The organism is Ruegeria sp. AI2 (assembly GCF_056541275.1).
The window spans coordinates 1,182,661-1,209,578 of sequence record NZ_JBQFYB010000001.1; the positions used below are offsets into that span (position 1 = coordinate 1,182,661).

Annotated in this window: 30 protein-coding genes and 1 tRNA gene; 18 read left to right on the top strand and 13 right to left on the bottom strand. The window is 58.6% G+C overall.

What is annotated here, in order from left to right; all coding sequences use genetic code 11:
- The first annotated feature begins 2 nt into the window (after positions 1 to 2).
- Positions 3 to 533, top strand: coding sequence for a sugar O-acetyltransferase (locus tag ACR0LL_RS05940; RefSeq protein WP_480584695.1), 531 nt, complete (start codon positions 3 to 5; stop codon positions 531 to 533).
- On the opposite strand, the gene ACR0LL_RS05945 is transcribed toward ACR0LL_RS05940, so the two are convergent.
- The 3 genes from ACR0LL_RS05945 to ACR0LL_RS05955 all read right to left on the bottom strand — a co-directional run bounded on the left by ACR0LL_RS05945 (position 530) and on the right by ACR0LL_RS05955 (position 3,721).
- Positions 530 to 2,338, bottom strand: coding sequence for an ABC-F family ATP-binding cassette domain-containing protein (locus tag ACR0LL_RS05945; RefSeq protein WP_480584697.1), 1,809 nt, complete (start codon positions 2,336 to 2,338; stop codon positions 530 to 532). The two genes, ACR0LL_RS05940 and ACR0LL_RS05945, sit on opposite strands and share 4 nt — an antisense overlap.
- Before the next feature lie 68 nt (positions 2,339 to 2,406).
- Positions 2,407 to 3,162 (bottom strand): GNAT family N-acetyltransferase, encoded by a 756-nt coding sequence (locus ACR0LL_RS05950; RefSeq protein ID WP_480584700.1) that lies wholly within the window; start codon positions 3,160 to 3,162, stop codon positions 2,407 to 2,409.
- Positions 3,163 to 3,247: 85 nt separating this feature from the next.
- Positions 3,248 to 3,721, bottom strand: a complete 474-nt coding sequence (locus ACR0LL_RS05955; protein ID WP_480545467.1) for an outer membrane protein assembly factor BamE — start codon at positions 3,719 to 3,721, stop codon at positions 3,248 to 3,250.
- A gap of 85 nt (positions 3,722 to 3,806) precedes the next feature.
- Between ACR0LL_RS05955 and ACR0LL_RS05960 the strand changes: the two genes are divergently transcribed.
- From ACR0LL_RS05960 to ACR0LL_RS05995, 8 genes are all read left to right on the top strand, one after another.
- Positions 3,807 to 4,343 carry a YceD family protein gene (locus ACR0LL_RS05960; RefSeq protein ID WP_480584703.1) on the top strand — a complete coding sequence of 179 codons (537 nt, stop codon included), beginning with the start codon at positions 3,807 to 3,809 and terminating at the stop codon, positions 4,341 to 4,343.
- A 205-nt stretch (positions 4,344 to 4,548) separates the two neighbouring features.
- Positions 4,549 to 4,755: a 50S ribosomal protein L32 gene (gene rpmF, locus ACR0LL_RS05965; RefSeq protein WP_008756996.1), complete on the top strand. Its 207-nt coding sequence runs from the start codon at positions 4,549 to 4,551 to the stop codon at positions 4,753 to 4,755.
- 24 nt (positions 4,756 to 4,779) lie between these two features.
- Positions 4,780 to 5,868, top strand: a complete 1,089-nt coding sequence (plsX, locus tag ACR0LL_RS05970) for a phosphate acyltransferase PlsX (protein WP_480584706.1) — start codon at positions 4,780 to 4,782, stop codon at positions 5,866 to 5,868.
- Between the two features lie 22 nt (positions 5,869 to 5,890).
- Positions 5,891 to 6,862, top strand: coding sequence for a beta-ketoacyl-ACP synthase III (locus tag ACR0LL_RS05975; protein ID WP_480584709.1), 972 nt, complete (start codon positions 5,891 to 5,893; stop codon positions 6,860 to 6,862).
- A gap of 96 nt (positions 6,863 to 6,958) precedes the next feature.
- Positions 6,959 to 7,261, top strand: coding sequence for an integration host factor subunit alpha (gene ihfA, locus ACR0LL_RS05980; RefSeq protein WP_209503673.1), 303 nt, complete (start codon positions 6,959 to 6,961; stop codon positions 7,259 to 7,261).
- An 18-nt stretch (positions 7,262 to 7,279) separates the two neighbouring features.
- Positions 7,280 to 7,885, top strand: a complete 606-nt coding sequence (locus tag ACR0LL_RS05985) for a MerR family transcriptional regulator (protein WP_480584712.1) — start codon at positions 7,280 to 7,282, stop codon at positions 7,883 to 7,885.
- Between the two features lie 61 nt (positions 7,886 to 7,946).
- Positions 7,947 to 8,023 (top strand) — tRNA-Pro (locus ACR0LL_RS05990).
- A gap of 61 nt (positions 8,024 to 8,084) precedes the next feature.
- Complete coding sequence (locus ACR0LL_RS05995) at positions 8,085 to 9,164, top strand: 2'-deoxycytidine 5'-triphosphate deaminase (protein WP_267363959.1); 1,080 nt, start codon at positions 8,085 to 8,087, stop codon at positions 9,162 to 9,164.
- Positions 9,165 to 9,257: 93 nt separating this feature from the next.
- Here ACR0LL_RS05995 and scpB read toward each other — a convergent pair whose 3' ends face one another.
- From scpB to ACR0LL_RS06025, 6 genes are all read right to left on the bottom strand, one after another.
- Complete coding sequence (gene scpB, locus ACR0LL_RS06000; protein WP_267363960.1) at positions 9,258 to 9,905, bottom strand: SMC-Scp complex subunit ScpB; 648 nt, start codon at positions 9,903 to 9,905, stop codon at positions 9,258 to 9,260.
- Positions 9,898 to 10,692, bottom strand: coding sequence for a segregation and condensation protein A (locus tag ACR0LL_RS06005; protein WP_480584715.1), 795 nt, complete (start codon positions 10,690 to 10,692; stop codon positions 9,898 to 9,900). Before ACR0LL_RS06005 ends, scpB begins: the two co-directional genes overlap by 8 nt.
- On the bottom strand, positions 10,682 to 11,689 hold the full coding sequence (gene nagZ, locus ACR0LL_RS06010) for a beta-N-acetylhexosaminidase (RefSeq protein WP_480584718.1): 1,008 nt from the start codon (positions 11,687 to 11,689) through the stop codon (positions 10,682 to 10,684). Before nagZ ends, ACR0LL_RS06005 begins: the two co-directional genes overlap by 11 nt.
- The gene (locus ACR0LL_RS06015; protein WP_480584721.1) at positions 11,686 to 12,750 is read right to left on the bottom strand and encodes an SPOR domain-containing protein; all 1,065 of its coding nucleotides are present in this window, start codon (positions 12,748 to 12,750) and stop codon (positions 11,686 to 11,688) included. The genes nagZ and ACR0LL_RS06015 overlap by 4 nt, the downstream gene beginning before the upstream one ends.
- Positions 12,751 to 12,838: 88 nt before the next feature.
- Positions 12,839 to 14,584, bottom strand: coding sequence for an arginine--tRNA ligase (argS, locus tag ACR0LL_RS06020; protein ID WP_480584724.1), 1,746 nt, complete (start codon positions 14,582 to 14,584; stop codon positions 12,839 to 12,841).
- A 252-nt stretch (positions 14,585 to 14,836) separates the two neighbouring features.
- Positions 14,837 to 15,976, bottom strand: a complete 1,140-nt coding sequence (locus ACR0LL_RS06025) for a deoxyguanosinetriphosphate triphosphohydrolase (protein ID WP_480584727.1) — start codon at positions 15,974 to 15,976, stop codon at positions 14,837 to 14,839.
- A gap of 76 nt (positions 15,977 to 16,052) precedes the next feature.
- Between ACR0LL_RS06025 and ACR0LL_RS06030 the strand changes: the two genes are divergently transcribed.
- Both ACR0LL_RS06030 and xth read left to right on the top strand, forming a co-directional pair.
- The gene (locus ACR0LL_RS06030; protein ID WP_480584730.1) at positions 16,053 to 16,376 is read left to right on the top strand and encodes a HesB/IscA family protein; all 324 of its coding nucleotides are present in this window, start codon (positions 16,053 to 16,055) and stop codon (positions 16,374 to 16,376) included.
- Positions 16,377 to 16,656: 280 nt separating this feature from the next.
- Entirely contained in the window at positions 16,657 to 17,436 is a 780-nt protein-coding gene (gene xth, locus ACR0LL_RS06035; protein WP_480584732.1) for an exodeoxyribonuclease III, read from the top strand.
- Between the two features lie 4 nt (positions 17,437 to 17,440).
- On the opposite strand, the gene ACR0LL_RS06040 is transcribed toward xth, so the two are convergent.
- On the bottom strand, positions 17,441 to 18,589 hold the full coding sequence (locus ACR0LL_RS06040; protein WP_480584735.1) for an FAD-dependent monooxygenase: 1,149 nt from the start codon (positions 18,587 to 18,589) through the stop codon (positions 17,441 to 17,443).
- Positions 18,590 to 18,660: 71 nt separating this feature from the next.
- The gene (dksA, locus tag ACR0LL_RS06045) at positions 18,661 to 19,083 is read right to left on the bottom strand and encodes an RNA polymerase-binding protein DksA (RefSeq protein ID WP_209504868.1); all 423 of its coding nucleotides are present in this window, start codon (positions 19,081 to 19,083) and stop codon (positions 18,661 to 18,663) included.
- Between the two features lie 381 nt (positions 19,084 to 19,464).
- On the opposite strand from dksA, the gene ACR0LL_RS06050 reads away from it, so the two are divergent.
- From ACR0LL_RS06050 to ACR0LL_RS06080, 7 genes are all read left to right on the top strand, one after another.
- On the top strand, positions 19,465 to 20,310 hold the full coding sequence (locus ACR0LL_RS06050; RefSeq protein WP_480504831.1) for an AAA family ATPase: 846 nt from the start codon (positions 19,465 to 19,467) through the stop codon (positions 20,308 to 20,310).
- Between the two features lie 109 nt (positions 20,311 to 20,419).
- Positions 20,420 to 20,869 carry an N-acetyltransferase family protein gene (locus ACR0LL_RS06055; protein WP_480584738.1) on the top strand — a complete coding sequence of 150 codons (450 nt, stop codon included), beginning with the start codon at positions 20,420 to 20,422 and terminating at the stop codon, positions 20,867 to 20,869.
- Positions 20,866 to 22,233, top strand: coding sequence for a DUF2927 domain-containing protein (locus tag ACR0LL_RS06060; protein ID WP_480584740.1), 1,368 nt, complete (start codon positions 20,866 to 20,868; stop codon positions 22,231 to 22,233). Before ACR0LL_RS06055 ends, ACR0LL_RS06060 begins: the two co-directional genes overlap by 4 nt.
- A gap of 7 nt (positions 22,234 to 22,240) precedes the next feature.
- Entirely contained in the window at positions 22,241 to 22,411 is a 171-nt protein-coding gene (locus ACR0LL_RS06065; protein ID WP_480584743.1) for a hypothetical protein, read from the top strand.
- Between the two features lie 4 nt (positions 22,412 to 22,415).
- Complete coding sequence (locus ACR0LL_RS06070) at positions 22,416 to 23,600, top strand: vWA domain-containing protein (protein ID WP_480584746.1); 1,185 nt, start codon at positions 22,416 to 22,418, stop codon at positions 23,598 to 23,600.
- 100 nt (positions 23,601 to 23,700) lie between these two features.
- Positions 23,701 to 24,297: an NAD(P)H-dependent oxidoreductase gene (locus tag ACR0LL_RS06075; RefSeq protein WP_480584749.1), complete on the top strand. Its 597-nt coding sequence runs from the start codon at positions 23,701 to 23,703 to the stop codon at positions 24,295 to 24,297.
- A 101-nt stretch (positions 24,298 to 24,398) separates the two neighbouring features.
- Complete coding sequence (locus ACR0LL_RS06080; RefSeq protein ID WP_480480500.1) at positions 24,399 to 25,085, top strand: M48 family metallopeptidase; 687 nt, start codon at positions 24,399 to 24,401, stop codon at positions 25,083 to 25,085.
- 71 nt (positions 25,086 to 25,156) lie between these two features.
- Here the strand turns inward: ACR0LL_RS06080 and ACR0LL_RS06085 are convergent, their stop codons facing one another.
- Positions 25,157 to 25,699: an RSP_2648 family PIN domain-containing protein gene (locus tag ACR0LL_RS06085; RefSeq protein WP_480584752.1), complete on the bottom strand. Its 543-nt coding sequence runs from the start codon at positions 25,697 to 25,699 to the stop codon at positions 25,157 to 25,159.
- Positions 25,696 to 26,898 (bottom strand): RSP_2647 family RNA methyltransferase, encoded by a 1,203-nt coding sequence (locus ACR0LL_RS06090; protein WP_480584756.1) that lies wholly within the window; start codon positions 26,896 to 26,898, stop codon positions 25,696 to 25,698. The genes ACR0LL_RS06085 and ACR0LL_RS06090 overlap by 4 nt, the downstream gene beginning before the upstream one ends.
- Positions 26,899 to 26,918 lie beyond the last annotated feature (20 nt).

A 26,918-nucleotide genomic window follows, 5' to 3' on the forward strand; every position in this document is an offset into this window, starting at 1 on the left:
AAATGCAGTCCGGGCAGTGGTACTGCTGTCTCGATCCTGAGTTGGACGATCTGCGCGCGCGGGCACGACGGGCTGTTCACGCTCACAACACCTGTCCGCCCGACACACGCGGCGCGATGGCCCCGGAACTACACGCGCTGCTGGGCCATGTCGGCGAGGACTGTTTTCTCGAAGCCCCTTTTCACTGCGCGTATGGAATGAACATCCATCTGGGCAGCCGGGTTTTCTTCAATGCCGGATGCGTGGTTCTGGACACGGCCCCCGTTCGGGTCGGCGACGACACGATGTTTGGCCCCAATGTTCAGATTTACTGCGCCCATCATGCCAAAGACCCGGCTGATCGGGCACAAGGGTTGGAAATAGGCCTGCCCGTCACCATCGGCAGGCAGGTTTGGATTGGCGGCGGAGCGATCCTGTTGCCCGGCATTACCATAGGCGACTACGCCACAATCGGCGCAGGCAGCGTCGTCACCAAAGACGTCCCCGCCAGAGAAACCGTGGCAGGTAATCCGGCAAAACGTCTGGCGCGCTAAGCGCTTTCAGCCTTCTCTTCGAGCGTCAGCCATTCCTCTTCAGCGGCCGAGAGTTTCTCCTGCCGCTCAACCAGCGCCTCGGTCGCTTTTTGGAACTTCACCGGCTCACGCGTGAACAGCCCGGGGTCGGACATCAGCTCTTCCAGCTTGGCAATCTCGGCCTCTAGGCGCGCGATCTCGGCAGGCAGTTTCTCCAGCCGGTGCTTTTCCGAGAAGGATAGGCCGGATTTCGGCTTTTCTTCCCGCTTGATCTTTGGCTTTGAAGCTCTTGCTTTTTCAACGCTTTTTTCGATTACGATACCGCGCTGCGCAATGTAATCCGACCAGCCGCCAGCATAGACTGCCGCCCGTCCATTCCCCTCCATAGCGATGGTGGTTGTCGCCACGCGGTCCAGAAAATCCCGGTCATGGCTCACCAGCAGAACGGTGCCGTCATAATCATCCAAAAGCTCTTGCAGCAGGTCCAGCGTCTCGACATCCAGATCGTTGGTCGGTTCGTCCAGCACCAGAAGGTTCGAGGGTTTCGCCATCAGTTTGGCCAGTAACAACCGGGCTTTTTCCCCACCGGACAGGGATTTGACGGCTGCTCGGGCCTGCCGTTCGTCAAACAGAAATTCCTTGAGATACCCTACAACATGTTTGGGCTGCCCGCCCACCATTACCTGATCGGCCTTGCCCGACACCCGCATTTCCGGATCGCCGGTCAGACTGTCCCACAGGCTCATCTCGGGGTCCAGTTGGGCACGGGTCTGATCGAACACCGCGATTTCAAGGTTCGTCCCCAAGGAAACCGAGCCCTCGTCCGACTCCACCTGCCCCAGCAGCATCTTCAGCAACGTTGTTTTGCCAACACCGTTCGGCCCGACAAAGGCCACCCGGTCGCCGCGCTGTACCAGCAGATCAAAGTTCCGAACGATCTGCTTGTCGCCGAACCCTTTGGCCAGCGCCCTGGCCTCAATCACTTTACGGCCTGATTTTGGCCCGGCCTCCAGTACCATTGCAGCCGAACCCTGACGTTTGATCTGCGCCGCCTTTTCTGCCCGCAACGCTTGCAAGGCCCGCACCCTGCCTTGGTTACGTTTGCGTCGGGCGCTAATGCCCTCAACCGCCCATTTCGCTTCGGACTTAATCAGGCGGTTCAGCTTGTGGCGTTGCTGGTCCTCTTCCTCCCAGACCTTGTCCCGCCAGGCCTCAAAGGCTTCAAAGCCCTGTTCCTGTCGCCGAACAGCCCCCCGGTCGATCCAAAGTGTTGCCCGGGTCAGCGCCCTTAGAAAGGCCCGGTCATGCGAGATCAGCACAAAGGCCGCTCGGGTCGCGCCAAGTTCGCGTTCCAGCCACGCGATGGCTTCGATATCCAGATGGTTGGTCGGCTCGTCCAGCAACATCAGATCCGGAGCTTCTGCCATCAGCTTGGCCAGCGCAGCCCGCCGCCTCTCTCCGCCCGAAGCCGTCTCAACCGCCCGTGAAGGATCGAACTTCAACCCTTCACCGGCCCGTTCAACCTTGTAAAGTTCTCCTGGCTCCAACCCGCTGGAGGCGTAATCCCCCAACGTGGCAAAGCCTTCCATTGTCGGATCTTGCTCCATATAGCCAACGGATTTTCCGGGCGGCACGACAATCTCGCCCCGATCAGCCTCGACCAGACCGGCCATCACTTTCATCAGCGTGGATTTTCCGGACCCGTTTCGCCCCACCAGCGCAACACGATCACCGGGTTGAACCACCAGATCCAGTTCGGAAAACACCGGGTCACCCCCGAAAGTCAGGGAAATGCCGGACATCTGCAACAAAGGAATTCTCGCCATGTCCGCCAGCTAAACCGGCTGACACATTGCGTCAACGCCCCGTCTTCACCTTTTCAAAAATACTCAATCTACCCGGCCACCGCCCGCAACAGACGTTTGCGTGCCGGGGGGATCGCACCGATTTCCACCCCTGTGAAAACGTGCAGCGTGTTCATGTGGCGATCCACCACCGCATGATCGCTGACCCAACCGCCCATCATCAGATAGGTCCGCAACAAGGGTGGCATCCGCAGCATTGCCTTTTTCACATCCGGTCTGCGCCGCAGACGCGCGGCAAATCGAAAAACATCCGGAGCCTTCACACGCGGCAACCAACGTTTCGGGCCCAGATGGCGGTGTTTAAGCATCGCAAACGCATCCAGATACTGCTCAGTTTCGGTTCCGGCAAAAGAGGAACATCCAAACAGCATCTCGACGTTGTTCCGGTCAACGTAGGCCGTCATTGCCCCCCAGGCTACACGCAGGATGTCGGGGTCGCTGTGATCGGGATGGATGCAGAATCGTCCCATTTCAACCATCCTGCCTTCGAAGCCTTCGAGCGTGGTCAGGTCATAGAACTGTGCTGAATAACTTTGTCCGATCTCGCCGCCACTATCCATGGTCAGCATCCGAAAGCAGCAGACCAGCCGGTCTGCCGAGCGCATATCCTCGATCAGGATATGGCTGCAGCGCGCGTCAAATTCGTCGCAGTCCGGTTGCTCAGTGCAAAAAGCCAAGGTCCGCAATGCCTGAGCAGTTCTGATATCCTCGGGCGACTGCGCCAGTCTGGCGCGATAGCGCCCCTTGCTTAACAAAACTGCCGTTGCCACGGTCGCGTCCTCCACGGTTGCCGACCCTCAGGCGTCGGTACGACACCGTTAGCACAAGACATGTGACTGCCCTGTGACCACCGCAAGGTTTTGGCGCAAATTAGTTGGCGCCCGGAATGTTGGCCGGATTGAAGTTGCCGATATTGCCCAGCAGCTGACGCAGGAAGCCTTTGTCCTGAACGTTGGAATCGGTAACGCGGCGCTCCAGAGCAATCACATTCCCGTCTTCAAGACCAAAGCGTTCGATGTTTCTGACAACACCGCGCTGATCAAAACTGATGGCAACCAGTTCGCGGGATACCACCTCGGGCCGTTTCGGACCGTAGTGGCGCACGCGAGAGCGGACATAGTAATAGCCCGAATCCCGAACCACGCCGGATGCGCCCGGCGCGCCGATGGCCTCTTGCACGCTGTCCCGCGTGTCTACGCCCACTTTGATTTCCGCCAGTTCCTCGGCCGGTGGCACATAGCCGTGATTCTTGAAGACAGCCGTACAAGCTCCGGTCGCAGCCAGACAGGCAACAAACACAAGCGATTTCGCAGCTGGTTTCAACCGGTTCACTACCTTCAACATCTGCACCCTCTTGCCTTGGCCTTCTTCGGCTTCTATCCGATTACATAAACCGCTGCCACGGTTCAACACATAGAAAGGCTCACGAATGAGCAACGCGACATCATTTCGGGTGTCTGACCTGCCGCAGAACGCCCCGACACGGTTCGATCTGCGCCCTGCAACCACCGTGCTTGAGCAAATCAGGCAAGACCTTGGGCTGCTGGGGCTGCGCAAGCTCAGCTTTTCGGGCGAAGTGCAGGCACAAGGCAAACGGGACTGGGTTCTAAATGGCAAACTCGGCGCAACTGTCATCCAACCTTGCGTGGTGACGCTGGAACCGGTGACGACAAGGATCGACATTCCAGTGCACCGGACATTTCTTGCGGATTGGGCCGACCCTGATGATCCAGAGTTCGAAATCCCGGAAGATGACGATTCTGAACCTTTGGGACCGGAAATTGATCCGGCCCTTGTCATGATCGAGGCCCTGTCTCTGGCTTTGCCACAATATCCACGGAAAGACGGCGCGGAACTGGGTCAGGCTGCCTACACAGAACCGGGCAAACAGGCGATGACGGATGACGATGCCAAACCCTTTGCGGGATTGGCAGGATTGCGCGATGTGCTAAAAAAAGACGAGTGACAGGTGCCGGATTTCCTGTCATAGCAGGCGGTCAGAAAAATCGCTTGAACATGCCGAGAATCGCAGTATTTTCGCGCGCTCATCGGATTTTGGGTTGGACATTGCGGGGCTCGTCGCCTAAATGCGCGTCAAACCACGATAAACGAACTACGAAACCCGGGTCGGCAGCGAATCTGCGGCCCCCAGTCAGACAAAGGTTGAGACCATGGCCGTCCAACAGAACAAAGTTTCCAAGTCGCGTCGCAACAACCGCCGCGCACACGACGCTCTGGTTGCTGCAAACCCGAACGAATGCCCGAACTGCGGCGAGCTGAAACGCCCGCACCACGTTTGTGCATCTTGCGGCCACTATGACGATCGCGAAGTCGTCGCACAGGCCGACGAAATCGATCTGGACGAAGACGCAGCCTAAGCCTGATCGAGCACAGGCCAAGGCATGAACGATCAGCCCACGCACGCCGGACGGATCACCATCTCGGTTGACGCAATGGGAGGGGACGCAGGCCCCGCTGTCGTCGTTGCAGGTCTGGCAAAGTCGGCTGGCAAGAACCCGAATATCGGGTTCCTGCTGCACGGGCCCGAACAGGTATTGCGCAAGCTGGTTGCCAAACGACGTGTCCTTGAAGGGCGCGTCGTTTTTCGTGATTGCCCCGACGTTGTCACGATGGAGGACAAGCCCAGCCAGGTTGTGCGCAACGGCAAGCAGACCTCAATGTGGTCCGCGCTGGAAGCGGTTCGTCAGGGCGAAGCTCATGGCGCGGTGTCCTGCGGGAACACCGGTGCCCTGATGGCCCTGTCGATGATGCGTCTGCGCAAATTGCCGGGTGTGAACCGCCCCGCAATCGCGATCCTGTGGCCTTCGCGCAACCCGCAAGGGTTCAATGTAATGCTGGATGTGGGCGCCGATGTACGCGCCGACGCCAAGGATTTGCTGCAATTCGCCCTGATGGGCGCGTCTTATGCGCGCAACGGCATGGCCCTGAACCGCCCCCGGATCGGGCTGCTGAACGTTGGCACCGAGGAGCATAAGGGCCGCGCGGAACTGAAAGAAGCGCACGCCTTGATCTCGGATTTCGCGGAACAGGCGAATTTCGAATTTGTTGGCTTTGTCGAAGGCAGTGATATTCCCGGTGACAAGGCAGATGTCATTGTTACTGATGGGTTTACAGGCAATGTTGCGATCAAAACGGGTGAAGGCACCGCCAGCCTGATCGGAGAACTTCTGCGTGAGGCGTTCAAATACTCTCCGTTGTCCCGATTGGCTTCGATTCTGGCCATCACGTCACTACAGCGCCTGAAAAAGCGCATCGATCCGCGCCGTGTGAACGGTGGCGTGTTTCTGGGTCTGAACGGGACCGTTATTAAATCCCACGGCGGGGCAGATGCGACCGGAGTGTCGGCGGCGATCAAACTGGCCTTTACTCTGGCACAGTCCGGTTTCGCCGAAAAATTAGCGGCGCGGGTTGCATCCACAGCCCAGCTTGAACAAGATGCCGCGCAAGCAGCGCCGCAGACCGATAAATAACAAAAAAGGCAGTACCCCAAAAATGGCAGGCCGTTCAGTTGTAGTAGGTGTCGGGCATTATTTGCCGGAACGTATTGTTCCCAATTCCGAGTTCGAGAAAACGCTGGACACGACGGATGAGTGGATCAGAACCCGGTCGGGGATCGAACGCCGCCACTTTGCTGCCGATGACGAAACGACGTCAGACCTGGCCACCAAGGCTGCCGAGGCTGCGCTGGCCGATGCGGGCCTGACAGCGGATGATATCGACGCGATCGTCCTGGCGACCTCGACCGCAGACCTGACCTTTCCTTCTGCCGCGACCATGGTTCAGGCCCGGCTGGGCATGACCAAAGGGTTTGCCTTCGACGTACAGGCTGTCTGCGCAGGATTCGTTTTCGCCCTCAGCAACGCAAATGCTTTGATTCTGTCAGGTCAGGCCAAACGCGTGCTGGTCATTGGTGCCGAAACCTTTTCCCGGATTATGGACTGGACCGACCGCTCGACCTGTGTTCTGTTCGGGGATGGTGCCGGCGCATTGGTACTCGAAGCGCAGGACGGCGAAGGCACCGCTGCGGATCGCGGCATACTTGCAACCGATCTGAACTCGGACGGGCGCTACAAGGACCTTCTTTATGTCGATGGGGGGGTTTCGACCCAATCCACAGGGCATCTGCGTATGCAGGGCAATCAGGTCTTCCGACATGCCGTTGAAAAGCTTACCAAAACCGCTGAGACAGCCCTGGACCGCGCGGGGCTGAGCAGCGCTGACGTAGACTGGATTGTTCCTCATCAGGCAAATATTCGCATCATTCAGGGCACGGCCAAAAAGATGGGCCTGCCAATGGAAAACGTAGTTGTGACCGTTCAGGATCACGGCAACACCTCGGCTGCATCCATCCCATTGGCATTGTCGGTTGGTAAACAACGCGGGCAGATCAAACCCGGTGACCTGATCGTGACCGAAGCGATTGGCGGCGGTCTGGCCTGGGGCGCGGTGGTTCTGCGCTGGTAACCGGCGCAATCCAGCTTACACAGCTTCTTGCAATTCATTGATATTGACAGCGAATTTGCCGTACCCGTATGCTTTGACAGCAACAGGGGAAATGACATGGGCGACAATACACTGACTCGAATGGATCTGAGCGAGGCCGTCTTTCGCGAAGTTGGGCTTTCGCGCAACGAAAGTGCGCAGCTGGTCGAAAGCGTTCTGAACCACATGTCCGACGCTCTGGTGCGTGGTGAGCAGGTGAAAATCTCGTCCTTCGGTACGTTCAGTGTTCGCGACAAGACCGCGCGAGTCGGCCGCAACCCCAAAACCGGCGAAGAGGTTCCGATACAGCCCCGCCGTGTACTGACCTTTCGCCCGTCGCATCTTATGAAAGATCGCGTCGCCGTCGGGAATCGCAAGTAACCCCAGGGTCACGCGGATATGAGCAAATCCCGCGACGCGTTTCGCACGATCAGTGAAGTAGCGGATTGGCTTGGTGTCCAGGCCCATGTCTTGCGATTCTGGGAAAGCCGCTTCACTCAGGTCAAACCGGTCAAACGCGCAGGCGGGCGTCGGTATTACCGCCCCAATGACATGCGTCTTCTGGGGGGCATCAAGAAACTGCTTCATGAAGACGGGACCACAATCAAAGGCGTGCAGCGCATCCTGCGCGAGCAAGGCGTCGCACATGTCGCAGCATTGTCTCCGCCTCTGGACGAACCGGGTCCCGCCCTGATTGAACCCGTTCAAGGTACTGTGGTGCCGTTCGAACCCAAACCCGCTGCAGCCACCGAACAAATCCCTATGGATCTGGACGAACCGGCCGAGCAGCCGGCGAATGAAGGTGTGCAGGCCGAGGCACTTCCCGCGGCCGCGTCAGAACAAGAACCAGAGTCTGACCTGAACACAGCGCCCCAGATGAGCGGAATTGCTTCGCTGGTGTGGAAGTGCGCCGAGTTTGACGACGAACTTCTGCGCCGGATTGCACCAATTGCAAAAGACCTACGCCGTTGGCTGGATCGTGTTGAAACACAGGCGACGGGTTAGGAAAAAAGGCAGTGTTTTCCTCTTGCCCCTGCCGGGAAAATCTTTATGAACGGCCCAACGTCGGGCTATGGCGCAGCCTGGTAGCGCGTCCGTCTGGGGGACGGAAGGTCGCAGGTTCGAGTCCTGCTAGCCCGACCAAATCACACCGACGTTTATGGCACAAAGGCCAGATCCCGCTCTGGCACATGAGGGGATCGAGATGACAGGTGTTTGCGCGAACCAGCAAATCGAAGCGATGATCGCGCGCGGAGAGATTGCCGCCAACCCCGATGTTCTGCCAGCGCAAATTCAACCGGCCAGTCTTGATTTGCGTTTAGGAACAGTGGCTTACCGAGTGCGCGCCTCGTTCCTCGCGGGCGAAGGACGGACTGTTACGGATCGCTTGGCCGAGTTTGAAATGCACCGCATCGACATCTCGGACGGCGCTGTTCTGGAAAAGGGCTGCGTCTATCTGGTGCCTCTGATGGAATCGCTTGCCCTGCCCCGCGACATGACCGCCGTCGCCAATGCCAAAAGCTCGACCGGGCGGCTTGACCTTCTGACCCGTACCATCACCGATGGTGGCACCGAGTTCGATCGCGTGCCCGCAGGCTACAAAGGCCCGCTGTACGCCGAGATCTGTCCACGTTCGTTTTCAGTTCTGGTCCGACCCGGTATGCGTCTAAACCAGATCCGTTTCCGTCAGGGTCAGGCCGTCTTGTCTGACGCCGAATTGACCGCCCTGCACGCCGAATCGCCGTTGGTGGACGGGCCTGCTGTGATTCATGATGGTCTTGGCTTTTCGGTCGATCTGCAACTGCCCGACACCGATCTGGTCGGCTATCGCGCCAAGCCCCATACCGGGGTAATCGATCTGGACCGAATTGGCGAATACGACCCCCAGGACTATTGGGAGGAAGTGCGCACCAAGGACGGTCGCATCATACTTGACCCCGGCGCATTCTATATCCTTGTCAGCCGCGAGGCGGTCCATATCCCGCCGATGTATGCCGCCGAAATGGCACCTTATCTGGCGATGGTTGGTGAATTCCGAGTGCATTATGCCGGGTTCTTCGATCCCGGCTTTGGCCATGCCGCAGCAGGCGGTGCCGGGTCACGCGGTGTGCTTGAGGTGCGATGCCACGAAGCGCCTTTCGTGCTGGAACACGGACAGGTGGTCGGGCGTCTTGTCTATGAGAAAATGGCTGAGATGCCCACGCAGCTATATGGTGCCGGGATTGCATCGAACTATCAGGGGCAAGGCCTGAAACTGTCCAAGCACTTCAAAGCGGCCGTCTAATCCTCAGAATTTCTTTCAACGGTGCATGTGTCGGATAACCCGCGTTTACTGCCGCAGGTTCCGCGCCTGACCTGTAGTGACCTGTCCGGGTTATTACTCCTCAAACAGTTCCGACTGGTCCTCGTCCACTTCGTCCTCGCGCCCCTCGCCCAGTGGGATAGCCCCCGGTGGAGGCCGGTTTTCCAACAATCCCGCAGCCCTCAATTCCTTGAGACCTGGCAGATCGCGGGCGTTCTCCAGCCCAAAATGATCCAGAAATTCGGACGTTACCACAAATGTCACCGGACGACCCGGTGTCATGCGGCGACGGCCCAGCCTGATCCACTCCATCTCTAGCAATTGATCAATCGTCCCGCGAGAGACTGATACGCCGCGAATTTCCTCAATCTCGGCGCGGGTGCAGGGCTGGTGATAGGCCACGATGGCCAATGTCTCGATTGCGGCTCGGCTGAGTTTACGGGTCTCAACCGTTTCCTTCTGCATCAGAAAACCCAGATCAGGGGCTGTGCGAATCGCCCAGGCCTCCCCCACGCGTACCACGCGCACGCCGCGCCCCTCGTAACGCCTTTGAAGCAGTTCAACGGCTTGCGCGGCGTCGCTTCCATGCGGCATCCGCGCCTCAAGGTCGGCAATCGTCACCGGATCGGCGCTGGCAAACAAAACGGCCTCGACCATACGCTCCTGTTCCGCCAGCGGTGGCGCCTCGAACAGGGTGCCGGTTTCTTCTGGGGCGTCAGTCACGTGTCTGGGTCCTCTTACGCAAATGGATCGGCGCGAATGTCTCGCTCTGCTTGATCTCCATATGTCCTTCTTTCACCAGTTCCAGCGAGGCCGCAAAGGTCGCAGCCGTTGCTGATCTGCGGCGCACCGGGTCAGTATCCCAACCATCGGGCAGATAGGTTTCCATATCGGTCCACGTCCCCGCAAAACCGATCAGCGGGCGCATCCGCTCCAGTGCCTGCTCCATCGTGAACACCGCATCGCGGTCCATCACAAAGGGGCGGAATTCGTCACGGGTGCGGATACGGGCATAACCCTGCATCAGGTCCAGAAGCGTGGCAGAATAAGTCACGGTGCGAATGCGGGTGACGTCCTCGCCCTGCCCGCGTTTGAAAAAATCACGCCCCAGATGGTCGCGGGCCATCAACCGTGCAGCGACGTCACGCATCGCCTGCAGGCGTTCAAGTTGAAACGCCAGATGCGCGGCCAGCTCTTCACCCGATGGCCCGTCGTCATCCGGGTCTGGCGGTAGCAGTAGACGGGACTTGAGAAAGGCCAGCCACGCCGCCATGACCAGATAATCGGCGGCCAGTTCAATGCGCAGCGCACGCGCCTTTTCAACAAAGGCCAGATATTGCTGCGCCAGCGCAAGAACCGAGATCTTGCGCAAATCCACTTTTTGCGTACGGGACAGGGTCAGCAGAACGTCCAACGGGCCTTCGAATCCATCGACGTCAACGATCAGCGCTTCGGCCGCAAGACGATCCGCGACCGAGACAGGGTCTTCGCTAAAAAGATTATCGTTCATATACCTGCCCGCCCATTAGGGCAGATAGTTCCGCTTCGGCGGCTTGGATGTCAAGTTCCCGCGGGGGTTTCCGCATCGCCAGCGCCCGTTCTGCGCGGGCTTGTGCCACATCCGACATCTCCCCGGCGACTTCCATCACAGCGGCGCGTTTAGAAAAGCTGCCATTGCAATGAAGGACCACATCACAGCCCGCCTGCAAAGATTGCCGTGTGAGGTCCGTCAACGCCCCACTGAGCGCTTTCATCGAAATATCGTCGGTCATGATCAGCCCGCCAAAGCCGATATTGTCTCGGATCAGGCCCATCATGGCCGCAGAAATGGTGGCTGGCCGGGGATCGATCTGATCGAAGACCAGATGTGCTGTCATCCCCATCGGCAGGTCATTCAAGGCGCGGAACGGCGCGAAATCGCTGTATTCCAACTCTTCCAGCGGCAAATCAACGTGCGGAAGGTCATGGTGACTGTCCAGAGTGGCACGGCCATGGCCGGGAATGTGCTTGAGAACCGGAAGAACACCCCCATCCAGATGACCCTGTGCCACGGCCCTGCCGATCCTGGTAATCTGTTCGGGGTCAAAGGCATAACAGCGGTTTTTCAGAAACGCGTGGGTCTCGGGCCGCGCCACATCGACCATGGGGGCACAGTTGCTGTCGATACCCAGACCAAACAGCTCATCCGCAATCAGGCGGTACCTGAGGTACATGGCGCGTTCCGCTTGATCACCCGCCCTGGTCACATGATCCAGCGGCGGCAACCATTCGCGAGCCAAGGGTGCGCGCAAACGCTGTACGCGCCCACCTTCCTGATCAATGGTAATGGGGCAGTTGCGCCCAACGGCCTCTCGGAAATCGTCACACAAGGCCCGCACCTGATCGGCGCTTTCAATATTTCGGGAGAACAGGATGAACCCAAACGGGTTCATCTGGCGAAACAGGTCTCTTTCCTCCTGCGTCAGGCGCAGTCCTTCAGCATCTGTGATCGCTGCTCCAAACTTCACCTCACGGCCACCGGGATACAATCAGCGCCTTGCGCGACCAGAGCGGCGCAGAACTGGCGCGAGTCGCTCAGATCTTCAAACCCCAGTACACGAAGGCGGTAGAAGGTCCGCCCGCCGCTTGAAGTTTTCTGGATAACCCGTTGTTTTCCCGACAAATAATCACCAAATTGACCATTCAAACGGTCCCACTCGGCCTGTGCCACTTGCGTGCTGTCATAAGCTCCAAGCTGCGCCAGCCGGGTTCCCTTGGCCAGTGTATCCGGATCAACATCCACCCCGACCGCGGCTTTCACCGCTGCATTAATGGCGTCTTCGGAATTCTCACTGGGCGCGACCTGACTGCGGGTGGACCGTGCCGGACGCGTCACAGGGCGCAACGATCGGCGCACACCCGGCAACTCTGCGAAGCTCGGGTCCGGCAAGGCCGCAGCAAAATCTGCCGGGTCAATGGCGGGTTCTTCATCAGGGGTGGTCAGCGATGCCAGTTGCACACCGTTTTCGAACTCTTGCTGCGTTTCTGCTGCCGCACCCGCCAATTCCGCAACCAGCGCATCTACTGCGTTCTGGCGCAAGCGCGCGGCCTCCTGCGTGGTGATCGGTTCTTCGACCACATGCAGCGCAGGGGTCGGCTTCAGTTCTCCGGCGGGCAGATCTTCGTCCGTCAAGGACACCGGGCGCGGCGCAAGGATCAACCGGTCGGCTGGCGCCGCAGCACTGCCTTCGGCGGCGACGGCATTCACGGCAAAGCCCTGATGATCGGCCGGAGTTCCACCCGGACTTTCCGGCTGTACACGCATCGGCCCATCGGCGGCGCGAACAACCGGCACGCCACTGACATCGCGCATGATCAGTTGATAGCCCCAGACCCCGACACCGGCGACCAGCGCCAAGGATGCAACAGCCCCCAGAAAATTGACCGCCCTGCCCAGACCAAACGAGCCACGCGGCGCGTCATCTTCCTGCATGTCTTCGGGAAAACCATACACATCGTCAGAATGCGCTTGATTCGGGTAATGAATCTGCCCGGGGCCTTGATGCCCCGAGTAATCGTAACTCGCCATGTCCGCCTCACTGCCCGTTTCGCGCCTGAAAATAAGGCCCGCGGGTCACTTCTTGCCTACCTCGTACCGGCGGTTCGGGCGATATTCGTTACCGCATCTCCTGCGCCGGAGTAACGCCAAGAATACCCAAGCCCGCTGAAATCACAACAGAAACGGCCCGGGCCAAAGCGATTTTTGACTGGCTTGTGGCAACATCGCCATCCTGGATGAAACGCAGTTGCGTCTCGTCATTGCCCTTGTTCCACAACGCGTGAAAGTCGCCTGCGAGTTCATAGAGATAAAAGGCGACCCTGTGCGGTTCATTGGTTCGGGCCGCAATCTCGACCAGCCGTGGCCATTCTGCCAGCTTCTTCGCAACAACCAGTTCCGAGACATGACCGTTCTTGCTCAGGTCAGCGCCCGCAAGGGTCGCATCATCAGCCGCAATTCCAGCCTCGGCCGCACGACGCAGCACGCTCATGACACGGGCATGTGCATACTGAACGTAGAACACGGGGTTCTCGCGGCTTTGTTCCAGCACTTTGTCAAAATCGAAATCCAACGGCGCGTCGTTCTTGCGGGTCAGCATAACAAACCGCGTCACGTCCGGGCCCACCTGATCGACCACATCGCGCAGAGTGACAAAGTTCCCTGCCCGCTTGGACATCTTGAACGGCTCGCCATTCTTCCACAGCTTCACCAGCTGTGTCAGTTTGATATCAAGCGGCACCTTACCGTCGGACAGTGCCGAAACAGCCGCCTTCATCCGTTTGACATAGCCGCCGTGGTCGGCGCCAAACACGTCGATCAGTGCGTCAAAACCACGGGTCACCTTGTCATAGTGATAAGCAATATCCGGGGCAAAATAAGTCCAGCTGCCATCCGATTTCTTGACAGGGCGGTCGACGTCGTCGCCATGTTCGGTCGATTTGAACAGCGTCTGTTCGCGTGGCTCCCAATCCTCGGGCTTTTTGCCCTTCGGCGGCTCGAGCACGCCTTCATAGATCAGGCCCTTGTCAGTCAGCGATTGCAATGCTGCCTCAATCCGACCGGTGCCATAGAGAGATTTTTCCGAGAAGAACACATCCATCTCGACGCCCAGCGCTTTCAGGTCAGCGCGGATCAGATCCATCATCGCGTCGGTCGAGAACTCACGCACCTCTTCCAGCCAGTCACTTTCCGGCTTGTCGATCAGGCTGTCGCCGTATTTCTCTTTCAACGCCTCACCGATCGGGATCAGGTAGTCGCCAGGATAAAGACCTTCGGCAATCTCGGGGCTCAGACCATTGGCCTCGCGATAGCGTTCGTAAGCCGAGCGCGCCAGCACATCCACCTGCGCACCGCCGTCGTTGATGTAATACTCACGGGTCACGTCATGGCCGGAATAGGCCAGCAGGCTTGCCAGAGCATCCCCGAAAACCGCGCCCCGTGTATGACCCACGTGCAGCGGACCGGTTGGGTTGGCCGAAACATATTCAACGTTGACCTTTTGCCCATGGCCCATAGTCGAGCGGCCATAATCGGTGCCCTTCTCCAGCACAGCCGCCAGCACGCCTTGCCAGACCGACGGTGCCAGCCGCAAATTGAGAAAGCCCGGACCCGCCACATCGGCGCTGGTGATCCGATCATCCGCCACCAGCTTCCCTGCCAATGCCTCGGCAATGTCACGCGGTTTCATCCTGGCCGGTTTTGCCAGCACCATCGCCGCGTTGGTCGCCATGTCGCCATGCGCCGCATCACGCGGCGGTTCGACCGCCACGTTGTCAAAATTCAGCCCCTCGGGCAACGCGCCTTCGGACTGCATCTGTGCCAGCGCGTCCAGTACAAGGCCGCGGATCTCGGAAAACAGGTTCATTTCGGATGTCCTTTTGCTTGCCCGGCGGTTTACCACGCATCACGGCAAGGTCAATGGACGCCTATTGTTTGGACATGGTTTACGCCCAATGTCTGCCAATGTTGCCCAGATATCCTCTGTCTGAGATTTCAAATACCCTGCGCACTGTCCGTCGTACGGCTTCTGATCATCGCTTCCCGCCTGCGCAAGGTGCCAATCAACCCGCAATAAAGGTCGCAAACATGGACCATTACCCGTTTCATTGCGGCTCAATCAGCCCGTCAGCCGGGCGTGATCCTGCAAAGCGAAGCGGTCGGTCATTCCTGCAATATAATCCGATACGATCCGGGCCAGAGCAGTCTCGTCCGCCGCAGCTTCAATATCCTCGTGCCAGCGTGCCGGCATCTGTTTCGGATCGTTCAGGTAGATCGGGAACAGGTCTTCGACAACCGTTGCAACCTCGGCCCGCACCTTCATGACGCTGGGTGCGCGATACATCCGGGTGAACAGGAACGCCCTGATTTGTTTCAGATCCGCCCAAGTCCCGGTCGAGAATTGGATGACAGGATGCCCAAGATGGCGAACCTCTTCGACCGACTGCGCGCCCGAAGCCGCGATCAAGTCGCGCGACGTTGTGATGACGTCCGCCACCATGACCCCAAAAACCCGCCGCAGTGCTTCATGACGCCGCCGATACGGATCAAGACCGGGGTATTTCGCATCCACATCCGCGTAGCACGCCCCCACGATCGGAAGATGGCGCAGATCATCATCTTCAAACAACCCCGCACGCAACCCATCCAGAAGGTCGTGATTGTTGTAAGCAATGTCATCAGACAAGGCCGCCACCTGCGCCTCGGCACTTGCATGGGTATGAAGTTCAAGGTCAAAGCCCTGGTTGCATTCAGCCAGGGCCCAGGGCAGATCGCCAACAACCGGACCGTTATGCTTGGCGATACCCTCCAGACACTCCCAAGTCAGGTTGCATCCGTCAAACCCGGCATAATGCCGCTCCAGCTTGGTTACGATCCGAATGGCCTGTGCGTTGTGATCAAACCCCCCGTAAGGCGCCATCAGCGCGTGGAGGGCGTCCTCACCCGTATGACCAAAGGGCGTATGACCCAGGTCGTGCGCCAGCGCAACAGCTTCGGTGAGTTCAGGATTCAGGCCCAACGCCCCTGAAATTGTTCGCGCGACCTGAGCGACTTCGATGGAATGGGTCAGCCGTGTTCGATAACTGTCACCTTCATGCTCGACAAAGACTTGCGTCTTGTGCTTGAGCCGCCGAAACGCACTGGCGTGAATGATCCGGTCGCGATCACGCTGAAAGCATGACCGGAAGCTGCTCTCTTCCTCTGGCACCAGCCGCCCCCTTGCGCGGTCTGGGTCCGAAGCAAAACCCGCTCTGTCCAAAGGCCTTGTCCTTGTCGCCTGTCTTTTGGTTTCATATATTGTAGGACGCTTGGGAAATAAACCTTTGGAGACCGGCATGAATCTGCCCCCATCAGTCACCGAACGCGCCTTTGACCGCCTTGCCGAAATCGGTGCCGCGGAACAGGGGCAAGCCCTGCGTGTCGCAGTGGAGGGCGGTGGATGTTCCGGTTTTCAATATGAAATTGCTCTGGATACGCCAAACACCGACGACCTCATTCTTGAAGGCAAAGGGCAGAAAGTCATCGTCGACCCGATCTCTCTGCCCTTTCTTGAAAACGCGGTGATAGATTTCACTCAGGAGCTTATTGGTGCGCGGTTTGTGATCGACAACCCCAACGCCACCTCTTCCTGTGGCTGCGGCACGTCGTTTTCGATGTAACCGGTGGGGGCTTTGCCCCCACACCCCCAGGATATTTTCAGCCAGATGAAGCAGGGATCCGCTCTCTGACCAAAACGACCAGAGAGCTTCACCTGGCGCGGTCATCGGCGTCCCCGCCTGTACCGCCCCTTCAAGTATCGAAAAAATGGTTAAGGATCCGTTTCTTCATCTGGCTAAAAATATCCCGGAGCGCAAGGCAGAGCCTCGCTAATCCGATCTCCGACTTGCCGCTGGGCCCGTTCTGAGCGATAGGTTGCCACAAAGTTTCGGAGGATCGCGCATGAAAATCGCCACGTACAACATCAATGGCATCAAGGCGCGAACCGAGGCGCTGCCCCGCTGGCTGGACGATGCCCAACCCGACGTTGTTCTTCTTCAGGAAATCAAATCCGTCGACGAAAACTTCCCCCGCGAGATGTTTGAAGATCGCGGGTACAACGTGGAAACACACGGTCAAAAAAGCTTCAACGGCGTCGCGATCCTGTCGAGGCTTCCGCTGGAGGATGTATCACGCGGCCTTCCCGGTGATGACAATGATGAACAGGCACGCTGGATCGAGGCGACCGTCGTGGGCAAAAAGGCCTTGCGCCTCTGTGGGCTGTATCTGCCCAACGGGAATCCGGCACCCGGACCGAAATACGATTACAAGCTGGCCTGGATGGAACGGCTTTATGAGCGCGCAAAGGGTCTGATGGAATCAGAAGAGCTGGCGCTAATGGCGGGTGATTATAACATCATCCCCCAGGCCGAGGATGCCAAACGCCCCGATGCCTGGCGGGAAGACGCGTTGTTCCGCCCGGAAAGCCGGGCCGCCTTTCGAAAAATCCTGAACCTTGGCTTTACCGAGGCCTTCCGCGCGACAACGCAGGGTCCCGACCACTATTCTTTCTGGGATTATCAGGCTGGCGCGTGGAACCGGAATGACGGAATTCGGATTGATCATTTCCTGTTGACGCCACAAGCGGCCGACCTCATGCGGGATTGCCAGATTGATGCGGCTGTTCGGGGGCACGAAAAGCCATCCGATCACGTTCCCGTCTGGATTGACCTGGATCTTTGAGGCCCTAAGCAGCCGTGACGTCGTGACTGTAGATCCACTCATAGCGTTGGGACAACCGGGCACCAACGACCCTCAGCACACATTGCGCAGCCAATCGGGCTGGACCGCGCAGATGAAAGTTCCGCGCATTTGATCCGGCCGCCGCGACAACGCGCTGCGCCCTTGGTTTGCGGGTCGTTTCATAGGTTGCCAGCGCGCTGGTGATACCCGATCGTTCGTCAAACGCGCGCGCCAGCACCCAGGCGTCTTCAAGCGCCAGACATGCACCCTGTGCCATGAATGGCAATGTTGGATGGGCCGCGTCCCCTAGCAGAACCAATCGGCCATTCTGCCAGTTTTGCGCGACAGGCCGAAGAAACAATGCCCACAGGTGCACATCCGTGACTTTCGATAGAATGTCGCGCACGGGGCCACCGAAATCTGCAAATCGCTTGCGCAGCTCTTCAGGGTCGCCCGTCTGACGCCATCCTTCTTCCCGCCAGTCCGAACGCTCTTCGACCGCGACAATGTTCATCACGCTTTCGTCGCGCAACGGATAGGTCACCACATGCCGCCCCGGCCCCATCGTCAGGGATGCGGAAACCGGATCATGACCGGGCTGCCAGGGTATGGTGGCGCGCCAGGCCACCTGATGCGTGAACTCCGGCACCTCTGCCCCGTTCAAAGCCGGGCGGAGCATACTGCGGCCGCCATCGGCCGCAATGGCGCATTCAGCGCGAATTCGCTCGCCTGACGCCAAGACCACCTCTGCCTCGTTGGGGTGCTTTTGCACATGCGAAACATTGGCACCTAACCGGAGATCCACACCTGCGTCACAGGCCGCATCATGAAGAAGGTTCAGAAGGTCGGCACGGTGGTAGTAGTAGGTCGGACCAGCTGCGGGGCCTGGCAGCCGACTGACCACGCGCCCATTTCGGTAATCGCGCAAGACAGTTCCATGGGATTTCTGCCCGACAGAAAGACCTGTGACGCCAAGTGCATGAAGAACGCGCATCCCGTTCTCGCTGATCTGCAAACCAGCACCGACTTCGGTCAGGGCCGGGGCTTGCTCCAGAAGCGTGACATGCGCCCCACGGTGTTGCAGCGCCAGTGCCGAGGCCAGGCCGCCGATTCCACCGCCGATTACACAGAATTTCAATCCGTCTATCTTCATGACACCCGCATAACGCAAAAACGCCGGGGCCACAGGCCCCGGCGTTTGGATTTCTTACACATACCCGGCGATTAATCGTCGCGGTGGACCTTTTCGCGACGCTCGTGGCGCTCTTGCGCTTCAAGTGTCATGGTTGCAATCGGTCGTGCGTCCAGACGTTTCAGCGAGATCGGATCGCCCGTCATTTCGCAATACCCGTATTCGCCATCATCAATCCGGCGCAGGGCTGAGTCGATCTTTGCGACCAGCTTTCGCTGACGATCACGGGTCCGCAGCTCCAGCGCACGGTCTGTTTCTTCGCTGGCGCGGTCCGCGACGTCCGGAATGTTACGGGTGTTGTCTTGTAGCCCTTCGATGGTGTCGCGGCTACCAGCCAGTAACTCTGTCTTCCAATCCAGCAGCTTGCGGCGAAAATACTCAAGCTGACGATCATTCATGAAAGGCTCATCTTCGGCCGGACGGTAATCTTCCGGCAGAAAAACTTCCTGCTTCATATTTGCTCCCTCGGTTTGGCCAGTAACGTCGTTCGAGGCTGTTTCAGCTGACATTTGGCTCTCCCTTCTGCGCAGCGTTTAGCCGACGGACGGTGGAATGTCACTACACAAACGTTGCGCAACAGTGCACCCCCGCGGATTTGTCTAACTATGAGACAAACATCAACAAAACCTTGTATTTCTATGAAATTTGACAGGCTTTTTTAGGGCGTGAGGCACGGCGCCCGGGATTGGTCTATATCGGAATCAAGCAAAAGGGCTTGGAGTTGCAGCACAATTCCCGCCGGGCGACGCAGGGACGCGGGTTGTAAAAAACCTTGCCGCTCTGTAACCCGGAAACCACAACCTGCCCGTCCAACACAATATACGCACGAGAGGCCCATGACCGCACGTTTCCAAGGTACAGCCGAATATGTCGCCACCGACGATCTGACTATTGCCGTGAACGCCGCTGTCACGCTGGAACGCCCCCTGCTGGTGAAGGGCGAGCCCGGTACCGGCAAGACCGAATTGGCAAGGCAAGTGGCCGGTGCGCTGGGGCTGAGAATGATCGAGTGGAATGTGAAATCCACCACCCGCGCGCAGCAGGGTCTTTATGAATATGATGCCGTCAGCCGCCTGCGTGACAGCCAATTGGGCGAAGAGCGTGTCCATGACGTGTCGAACTATATCCGCAAGGGCAAGTTGTGGCAGGCCTTTGACGCCGACGAAAAGGTTGTTCTGCTGATCGACGAAATCGACAAGGCGGATATCGAGTTCCCCAATGACCTGTTGCAGGAGCTCGATAAAATGGAGTTCCACGTCTACGAAACGGGCGAGACGGTCAGGGCCAAGCACCGCCCCATCGTCATCATAACCTCGAACAACGAAAAAGAGCTGCCCGACGCCTTCCTGCGCCGCTGTTTCTTCCACTATATCCGCTTTCCGGACGAGGCAACGATGCGCCGGATCGTTGATGTGCATCACCCCGGCATCAAGGACGCACTTCTGACTGCCGCACTGACGCAATTCTATGAAATCCGCGAGACGCAAGGGCTCAAGAAAAAACCCTCGACCTCAGAGGTTCTGGACTGGCTGAAGCTGTTGCTGGCCGAAGACCTGACGGCGGAAGACCTCAGGCGTGACGGGGCCAGCGCGCTGCCGAAGCTGCATGGCGCTTTGTTGAAAAATGAACAGGATGTGCATCTGTTCGAACGTCTTGCATTCATGGCACGTGGCAAACGCTAGCCTGCGTGTGAACAATCTGTGATCACGGCTTGCCATTGGGTATCTCGGGTGTCAGCATCGAGATACCTGACGCAACCGCGTTGCAAAGCAGCAGTATTGGGGTCATCACTTGGCGAACGCTCTGACAATCCGGACCCTGCGGGCCGAGGACAAAGATCAGTGGGCCGAAATGTGGCGGGATTATCTGGCGTTTTATGAAACCACCCTGCCTGAAAACGTGTATGAAACGACCTTTTCCAGATTGGTGGGCGACGACCCGCAGGATTTTTCCTGTTTTGTCGCGGAACAGGATGGTGTTTTGGTCGGACTGACGCATTACCTGTTTCATCGCCACGCCTGGAAAGTGGAAAAGGTCTGTTATCTGCAAGACCTGTTCGCCCGACCTGAAACCCGAGGAACGGGCGTCGGTCGCGCCTTGATTCAGGCGGTTTATGAAGAGGCAGATCGCCAGGGCGCCCCATCCGTTTACTGGCTGACGCAAGAGTTCAACCAAACGGCGCGCCACCTTTATGATCGCATCGGCACCCTGACACCGTTCATCAAGTACGCCCGCCCATGATGCGTATGGGCGCCCTTTTTCTGGCGCTGGTTATCGCTGGCTGCACGTCTGTCGAGACAATCGAACTCGGGAACGATGTCCCATATGTCGAAGTGGCGTTGCCGCCGGCCAAGTCTTTTGCGGCACCCCGCCCTTCGCCACCGGCACGGTCCAACAAAAACATCGCGTCGGATTTCCTGTCCCTGCATTTCGAACTGGAGAGCGGGGCCGCCCTGCCCGTGTTCACCCGGTTCGAAACGCCGATCACCGTTCGCCTGACCGGATCGCCGACACAAAGTATGCAGCAGGATTTGACCCGCCTGCTGAACCGCCTGAAGCGCGAGGCGGGTATAAACATTCGACAAGTCAACGACGGTCAGGCCAATATCACGATCGAAGCGGTCAGCCAGAAGGACATTCTGCAAATTCTGCCAAACGCGGCCTGTTTCGTGGTGCCAAACGCGTCCAGCCTGGCTGAGTATCAGCGCGACCGCCGCAAAACCAAAAGCAGTTGGGTTGAGCTGCGCCAGCGCGAAAGATTGGGGATTTTTATCCCCTACGATGTCAGCCCGCAGGAAATGCGCGATTGCCTGCACGAAGAACTGGCACAGGCCCTTGGTCCTCTGAACGACCTCTATCATCTGCCGGATTCGGTGTTCAACGACGACAATATTCATACGGTCTTGACCGGGTTCGACATGCTGATCCTGCGCGCGGCTTATGCGCCCGAACTGCACACCGGCATGACCCGCGATCAGGTCGCTGCCGTCATCCCCGGAATTCTCAGCCGTCTGAATCCACGCGGCGACCGACTAGCTGCGCAACCCCCCACAAATACCCCCCGAGAGTGGATCAACGCGATCCAGAAATCACTTGGACCGGGGCCGGGTTCCCCCCGACAGATGCGCGCCGCGCAAAAGGCAGCCCGCATCGGGCAGCAACTGGGATGGACGGATCACCGCCGCGCCTATCCCCACTACCTGATGGGCCGGATGGAGCAGTTTCGTAATCCGGCAGAAGCCCAGCGGCAGTTCAAGATCGCGCAACAATTTCTTCGCGCGACGCCCGGAACCGAGGTTCATCAGGCTTATGTCTCAACCCAGACCGCAGCCTTTGCGCTTGCGCAGGATCGCGGGCCCGAGGTTCTGCCCGAACTGGATCAGGCCATCGACGTGATGACCCGGGCGGAAAACGCTTCGCTTCTGGCCACCTTGCTGCTGCTGAAGTCCGAGGCCTTGAAACAGGCCGGTCAATTGCAGCAGGCACGTGCCGTTAGGCTGGACAGCCTTGGATGGGCGCGATACGGGTTCGGTTCGGATTTGGTGGCTCAATCTCTGGCTCAAAACAGTGGCCGACGCCCCGCTGACAGCACGAAAGACGGATGAAACACATATGTTGCTAGTAATGGGAATGGCGATACTGGGTGCAATCCTGGGTGCTTTGACCGCAAAAAAACGCAATGGAAACGGCGCCGACATGGCGCAGTATGCCGCCGGATATGGGATCGCTTTTGCGCTTGTGGGGCTGGTGATCTCGCTGGTTCTGCTTCGCATGGTGGCGTGACGCGATGTTCCTGCCCTTTTTCGAAAACCTCCGCAAAGCTGGCATACCGGTATCGCTCCGGGAGTATCTGACTTTTCTGGAAGGCATGAAAAAGGGTCTGGTCACCTATGATGTCGAAGCGTTCTACTACCTTGCCCGCGTGTCGATGGTGAAGGACGAGCGCAATATCGACAAGTTCGACCGCGCCTTTGCCGCCAGCTTTGAGGGCTTGGGCGAGATCAGTTTCGATCAGGTGTTGGAAGCTGTCGATATCCCAGCCGATTGGCTCGCCAAGATGGCCGAGAAACACCTGTCGGACGAGGAGAAGGCAGAGATCGAAGCGCTCGGCGGTTTCGACAAGCTGATGGAAACACTGCGCGAACGACTCAAGGAACAACAAGGCCGTCATCAGGGCGGTAACAAATGGATTGGTACCGCAGGAACCTCTCCGTTCGGGGCATATGGGTATAACCCCGAAGGCGTCCGTATTGGTCAGAAAGAAAGCCGTCACCAGCGTGCCGTCAAGGTCTGGGACAAGCGGGAATTCAGGAACCTCGACGACACGGTTGAACTGGGCACCCGCAACATCAAGGTCGCCCTGAAACGCCTGCGCCGCTGGGCGCGGGAGGGAGCAGCCGAAGAGCTGGATCTGGACGGCACCATCCGTGCCACGGCCGAGCATGGCTATCTGGATGTCAAAACCCGGCCCGAGCGTCACAACGCCGTCAAAGTGTTGCTGTTTCTGGACGTCGGCGGCTCGATGGACCCGCATATCAAGGTGGTTGAAGAGCTGTTTTCCGCTGCAAGAACCGAGTTCAAGCATCTGGAATATTACTACTTTCACAATTGCCTGTATGAAGGGGTCTGGCGCGACAACCGCCGCCGCTGGAACCAACAGACCCCGACCCACGAAGTGCTGCGCACCTATGGATCCGACTACAAGTGCATCTTTGTCGGCGACGCCTCGATGAGCCCCTATGAGATCGCCTATCCCGGCGGTGCCAATGAACATTGGAACCAGGAAGCCGGTCAGGTCTGGCTGCAACGCGCGCGCGAACAGTGGGCGTCAAACCTGTGGATCAACCCGGTGCCCGAGAAATACTGGGAATATACTCATTCCATCGGCATGATCCGCGACATCTTTGAAGATCGCATGGTGCCCATGACGTTGGCTGGTCTGGAACAGGGAATGCGCGAGCTGACGCGGTGAAACACACCTTCAGGTATTCCTGCTGATTTAACCTTGACCTCAAGCAGGGTTGAGCTTTCACAGTATCCCGGTTGCCGTTTGAAAACCTGAGGAGTTGACTGTGCATCTGCTGACAATCCTGGATCACCCAAAGCCGAACTCCTTTACGGCCGCCGCTGTCGCGAAACTCTGCGAAGGCGCAAAGGCGGCTGGCCATACCACCGAGGTTGCGGATTTGCATGCAGAAGGGTTCGATCCACGCTGGTCAATGGCGGATATAGAAGGCGAAGCAGGCACGGGCGCACCGCAAGACATACTTGCGGAACAAACGCGGATTGCGCGCGCCGATGCAATCTGCCTGGCCTTTCCGCTGTTCTGGTGGGGAATGCCTTCGATGATGAAAGGCTGGGTCGACCGCGTATGGATGTGGGGCTGGGCTTACGATCAGTTGGACGATCCGGAAAAGTCCCTCCAGAGGTCCCGAACAGGGTTACTGTTGGTGCCAGCCGGTGCGCGTTCTGACGAAATGGAAGCCAAAGGATACACCGACGCGCTTGAGACACTCTGGACCAAAGGCACGTTCGGGTATTTCGGGTTTTCACCACGGAAACTCGAGCTGTTGCATGGTGCGACCGGATCAGCCCCGCGGCGACAGGCGCTTTTGGAACGTTGCTATGAAATTGGTCGTACGCTTCCGCAACCTGAATGCGATCCATGAACACGGTCGCGCTCTGCAGCCTCACTTCGAAATGCGGCTGGATCGTGAGAAGCTTCTATTTTCCATTTGCTCTTGGGGTGTTGAAAACCCATATCTAGCCCATGCTGCGTCTGACCCCTATCCTGCTGGCCATTGCCTATGGAATTGTGATGTACCGGATTTCCGTCTGGCGCACCCATCGGGAACTGGACGCAAAGTCGACCGAACTTGTTGACCCGGCCCTCAAGCGCATGACCGACCGGCTGGCTGCCGCGCTCGAGATCGAGCGGGTTCCGGTTTATATCTACGAGATCGACCCGGTGAACGGGCTGGCCGCGCCGGACGGGCGGATATTCATCACACGGGGATTTTACCGCAAGTTCCGCAACGGCGAGGTTTCGGCTGAGGAAATGGCCAGTGTAATCGCGCATGAGTTGGGCCATGTGGCACTGGGTCACGCGCGGCGGCGGATGATCGATTTTTCGGGGCAGAATGCGATGCGCACGGCGCTGATCATGGTCCTGAACCGGTTCATCCCTTTTGTCGGAGCGATGATTGCCAACGCGTTGACCGCACTGATCGCCTCGCGCCTGTCGCGGGGGGATGAGTATGAAGCGGATGAATATGCGGCCGCCTTGCTGACAAAAGCCGGTATCGGAATCGGTCCGCAGAAATCACTGTTTCACAAGCTGGAAGAGTTGACACAGCAACGCGCCGGGGTGGTCCCGGCATGGCTGATGAGCCATCCCAAGACAGATGAACGTGTTGCGGCGCTGGAAAAGCTTGAACAACGTTGGGCACAGCAGTGAAGCCTGTGCTGCGAGAGGCCAGCCTCTCGCGCTCTCCGGGATATTTAGGGCCAGATGAAGCTGGATCCCACTCAGGTGGCGAGTGCCTTGCCCAATCGCGGAAGCCGGGCTTTTTTCATGAGCGCGCGAAGGGTCCACTTTTCGGCTGAGAGGCGATTGGCTTCGGCAAGGACCTGAGTGGCAAGTGTGCTCATGCCTTCTGGATTGGATTGCCAGAATCCGTACAGCAGGCTGTCGGGATCTTGCCGGTCAAGCCCTTCATCAGTCAGGATATTTCTGGGGAAATCTTTGGCATTAACCGTGACAATCAGATCAGCGGAAGCAGCGATTGCTGTGGCCAGCACGTGGACATCTGCGGCGTCCGGCAGCCACAGACGGTTTTGAAGACCCTCGTTCGCTGGACGTTCAGCATCCGGCCAGGCCGCTTGCACCAACACGATCTCGGAGCGCGCCTGCGCCTCACCCGTCGGGCCCAACTTACGGGCGGCGCGGGCCCATTCTTCGAGGATGCGGGCGGACCAGAGCGGAGTGAAATACCCCAATCGCGCGGCACCCAACAGCATCTCGCGCATGACCGTGGGATAGAGGACGCAAGTGTCGAGAACAGCCTTCATAGGCGATAGAACACCGCTTTGAGGTAGCCGCTTTCCGCCAGTTGCGGCAGTTGCGGGTGATCCGGCCCGGCAAATCCGGTGTGGATCAGTTGCGCCTGTCGACCCGCCCGGCCGATCCCGCGGGAGGAGGCGTCGCGGAACCGTCCCAGATCGGCGGCATGAGAACACGAGCACAGCCCCAGATAGCCGCCGGGTTTGACCAGAGGTGCGGCAAGCCGTGCGATACGCTCATAAGCGCGCAACCCCGCGTCCAGCGCTTGTTTTGAGGGGGCAAAGGCAGGTGGATCACAGATGACCACGTCAAACGCCGCACCCTCGTCCCTCAATTGGGTCAGAACATCGAACGCGTCGCCCTGCCGTGTCTGGAACCTGTCGGCAAGGCCCGAAGCCGCAGCGCCTTTGGTGGCCAGTTCCAGCGCGGCCGTAGACCCATCGACGGACAGGGCTTGTCCGGCACCTGCGGCCAGCATTGCCAGACCAAAGCCGCCGACATGGCTGAACACGTCCAGCACCTGCGCTCCGGGATGTACCAGCCGTGCGGCAAAGGCATGGTTGGGGCGTTGATCGTAAAACAGGCCGGTTTTCTGACCTCCGGTCAGGTCGGCCATATACGTGGCACCATTCATCGGCACAGGCAGGGGTGCGTCGGGTGCGGTGCCGTGCAAAGTCTGGTTCTCATCGTCCAGCCCTTCCAGCCCGCGCGTACGGCCCGAGGCGTTTTTCAGCACCGTCGTCACGCCTGCGACCTTGATCAGCGCGTCGGTGAGCGTATCCAGATGCATCTCGGCCCAAGCCGCGTTGGGCTGGATGACACAGCTATCGCCAAACCTGTCGATGATCACACCGGGAAAGCCATCGGCCTCGGCATGGACCAGACGATAGAAAGGCGCATCAAACAGAGTTTCACGCAGTGCAACGGCGCGGCTGAGGCGGGTTTCGAACCAAGTATTGTCCAACTGCGCGGTGGTATCACGATCCAGCACCCTGCACATGATTTTTGAGTCAGGATTGACGGCCACCAGCGCAAGCGCTGCACGGGTGTCATCCTCGAGAATCGCCAGAGCGCCTGCGGGGATCTTGCGCGTGCGGCGGTCGGTGACGATGTCATTTGCATAGACCCAAGGGAAGCCATGGCGCAGGCCGCGCGCGTTGGCTTTGGGTTTCAGGCGGATACGGGGGCGGTCGGCGGATTGGGTCATGGCGCCCTCTTAGTCGCGAA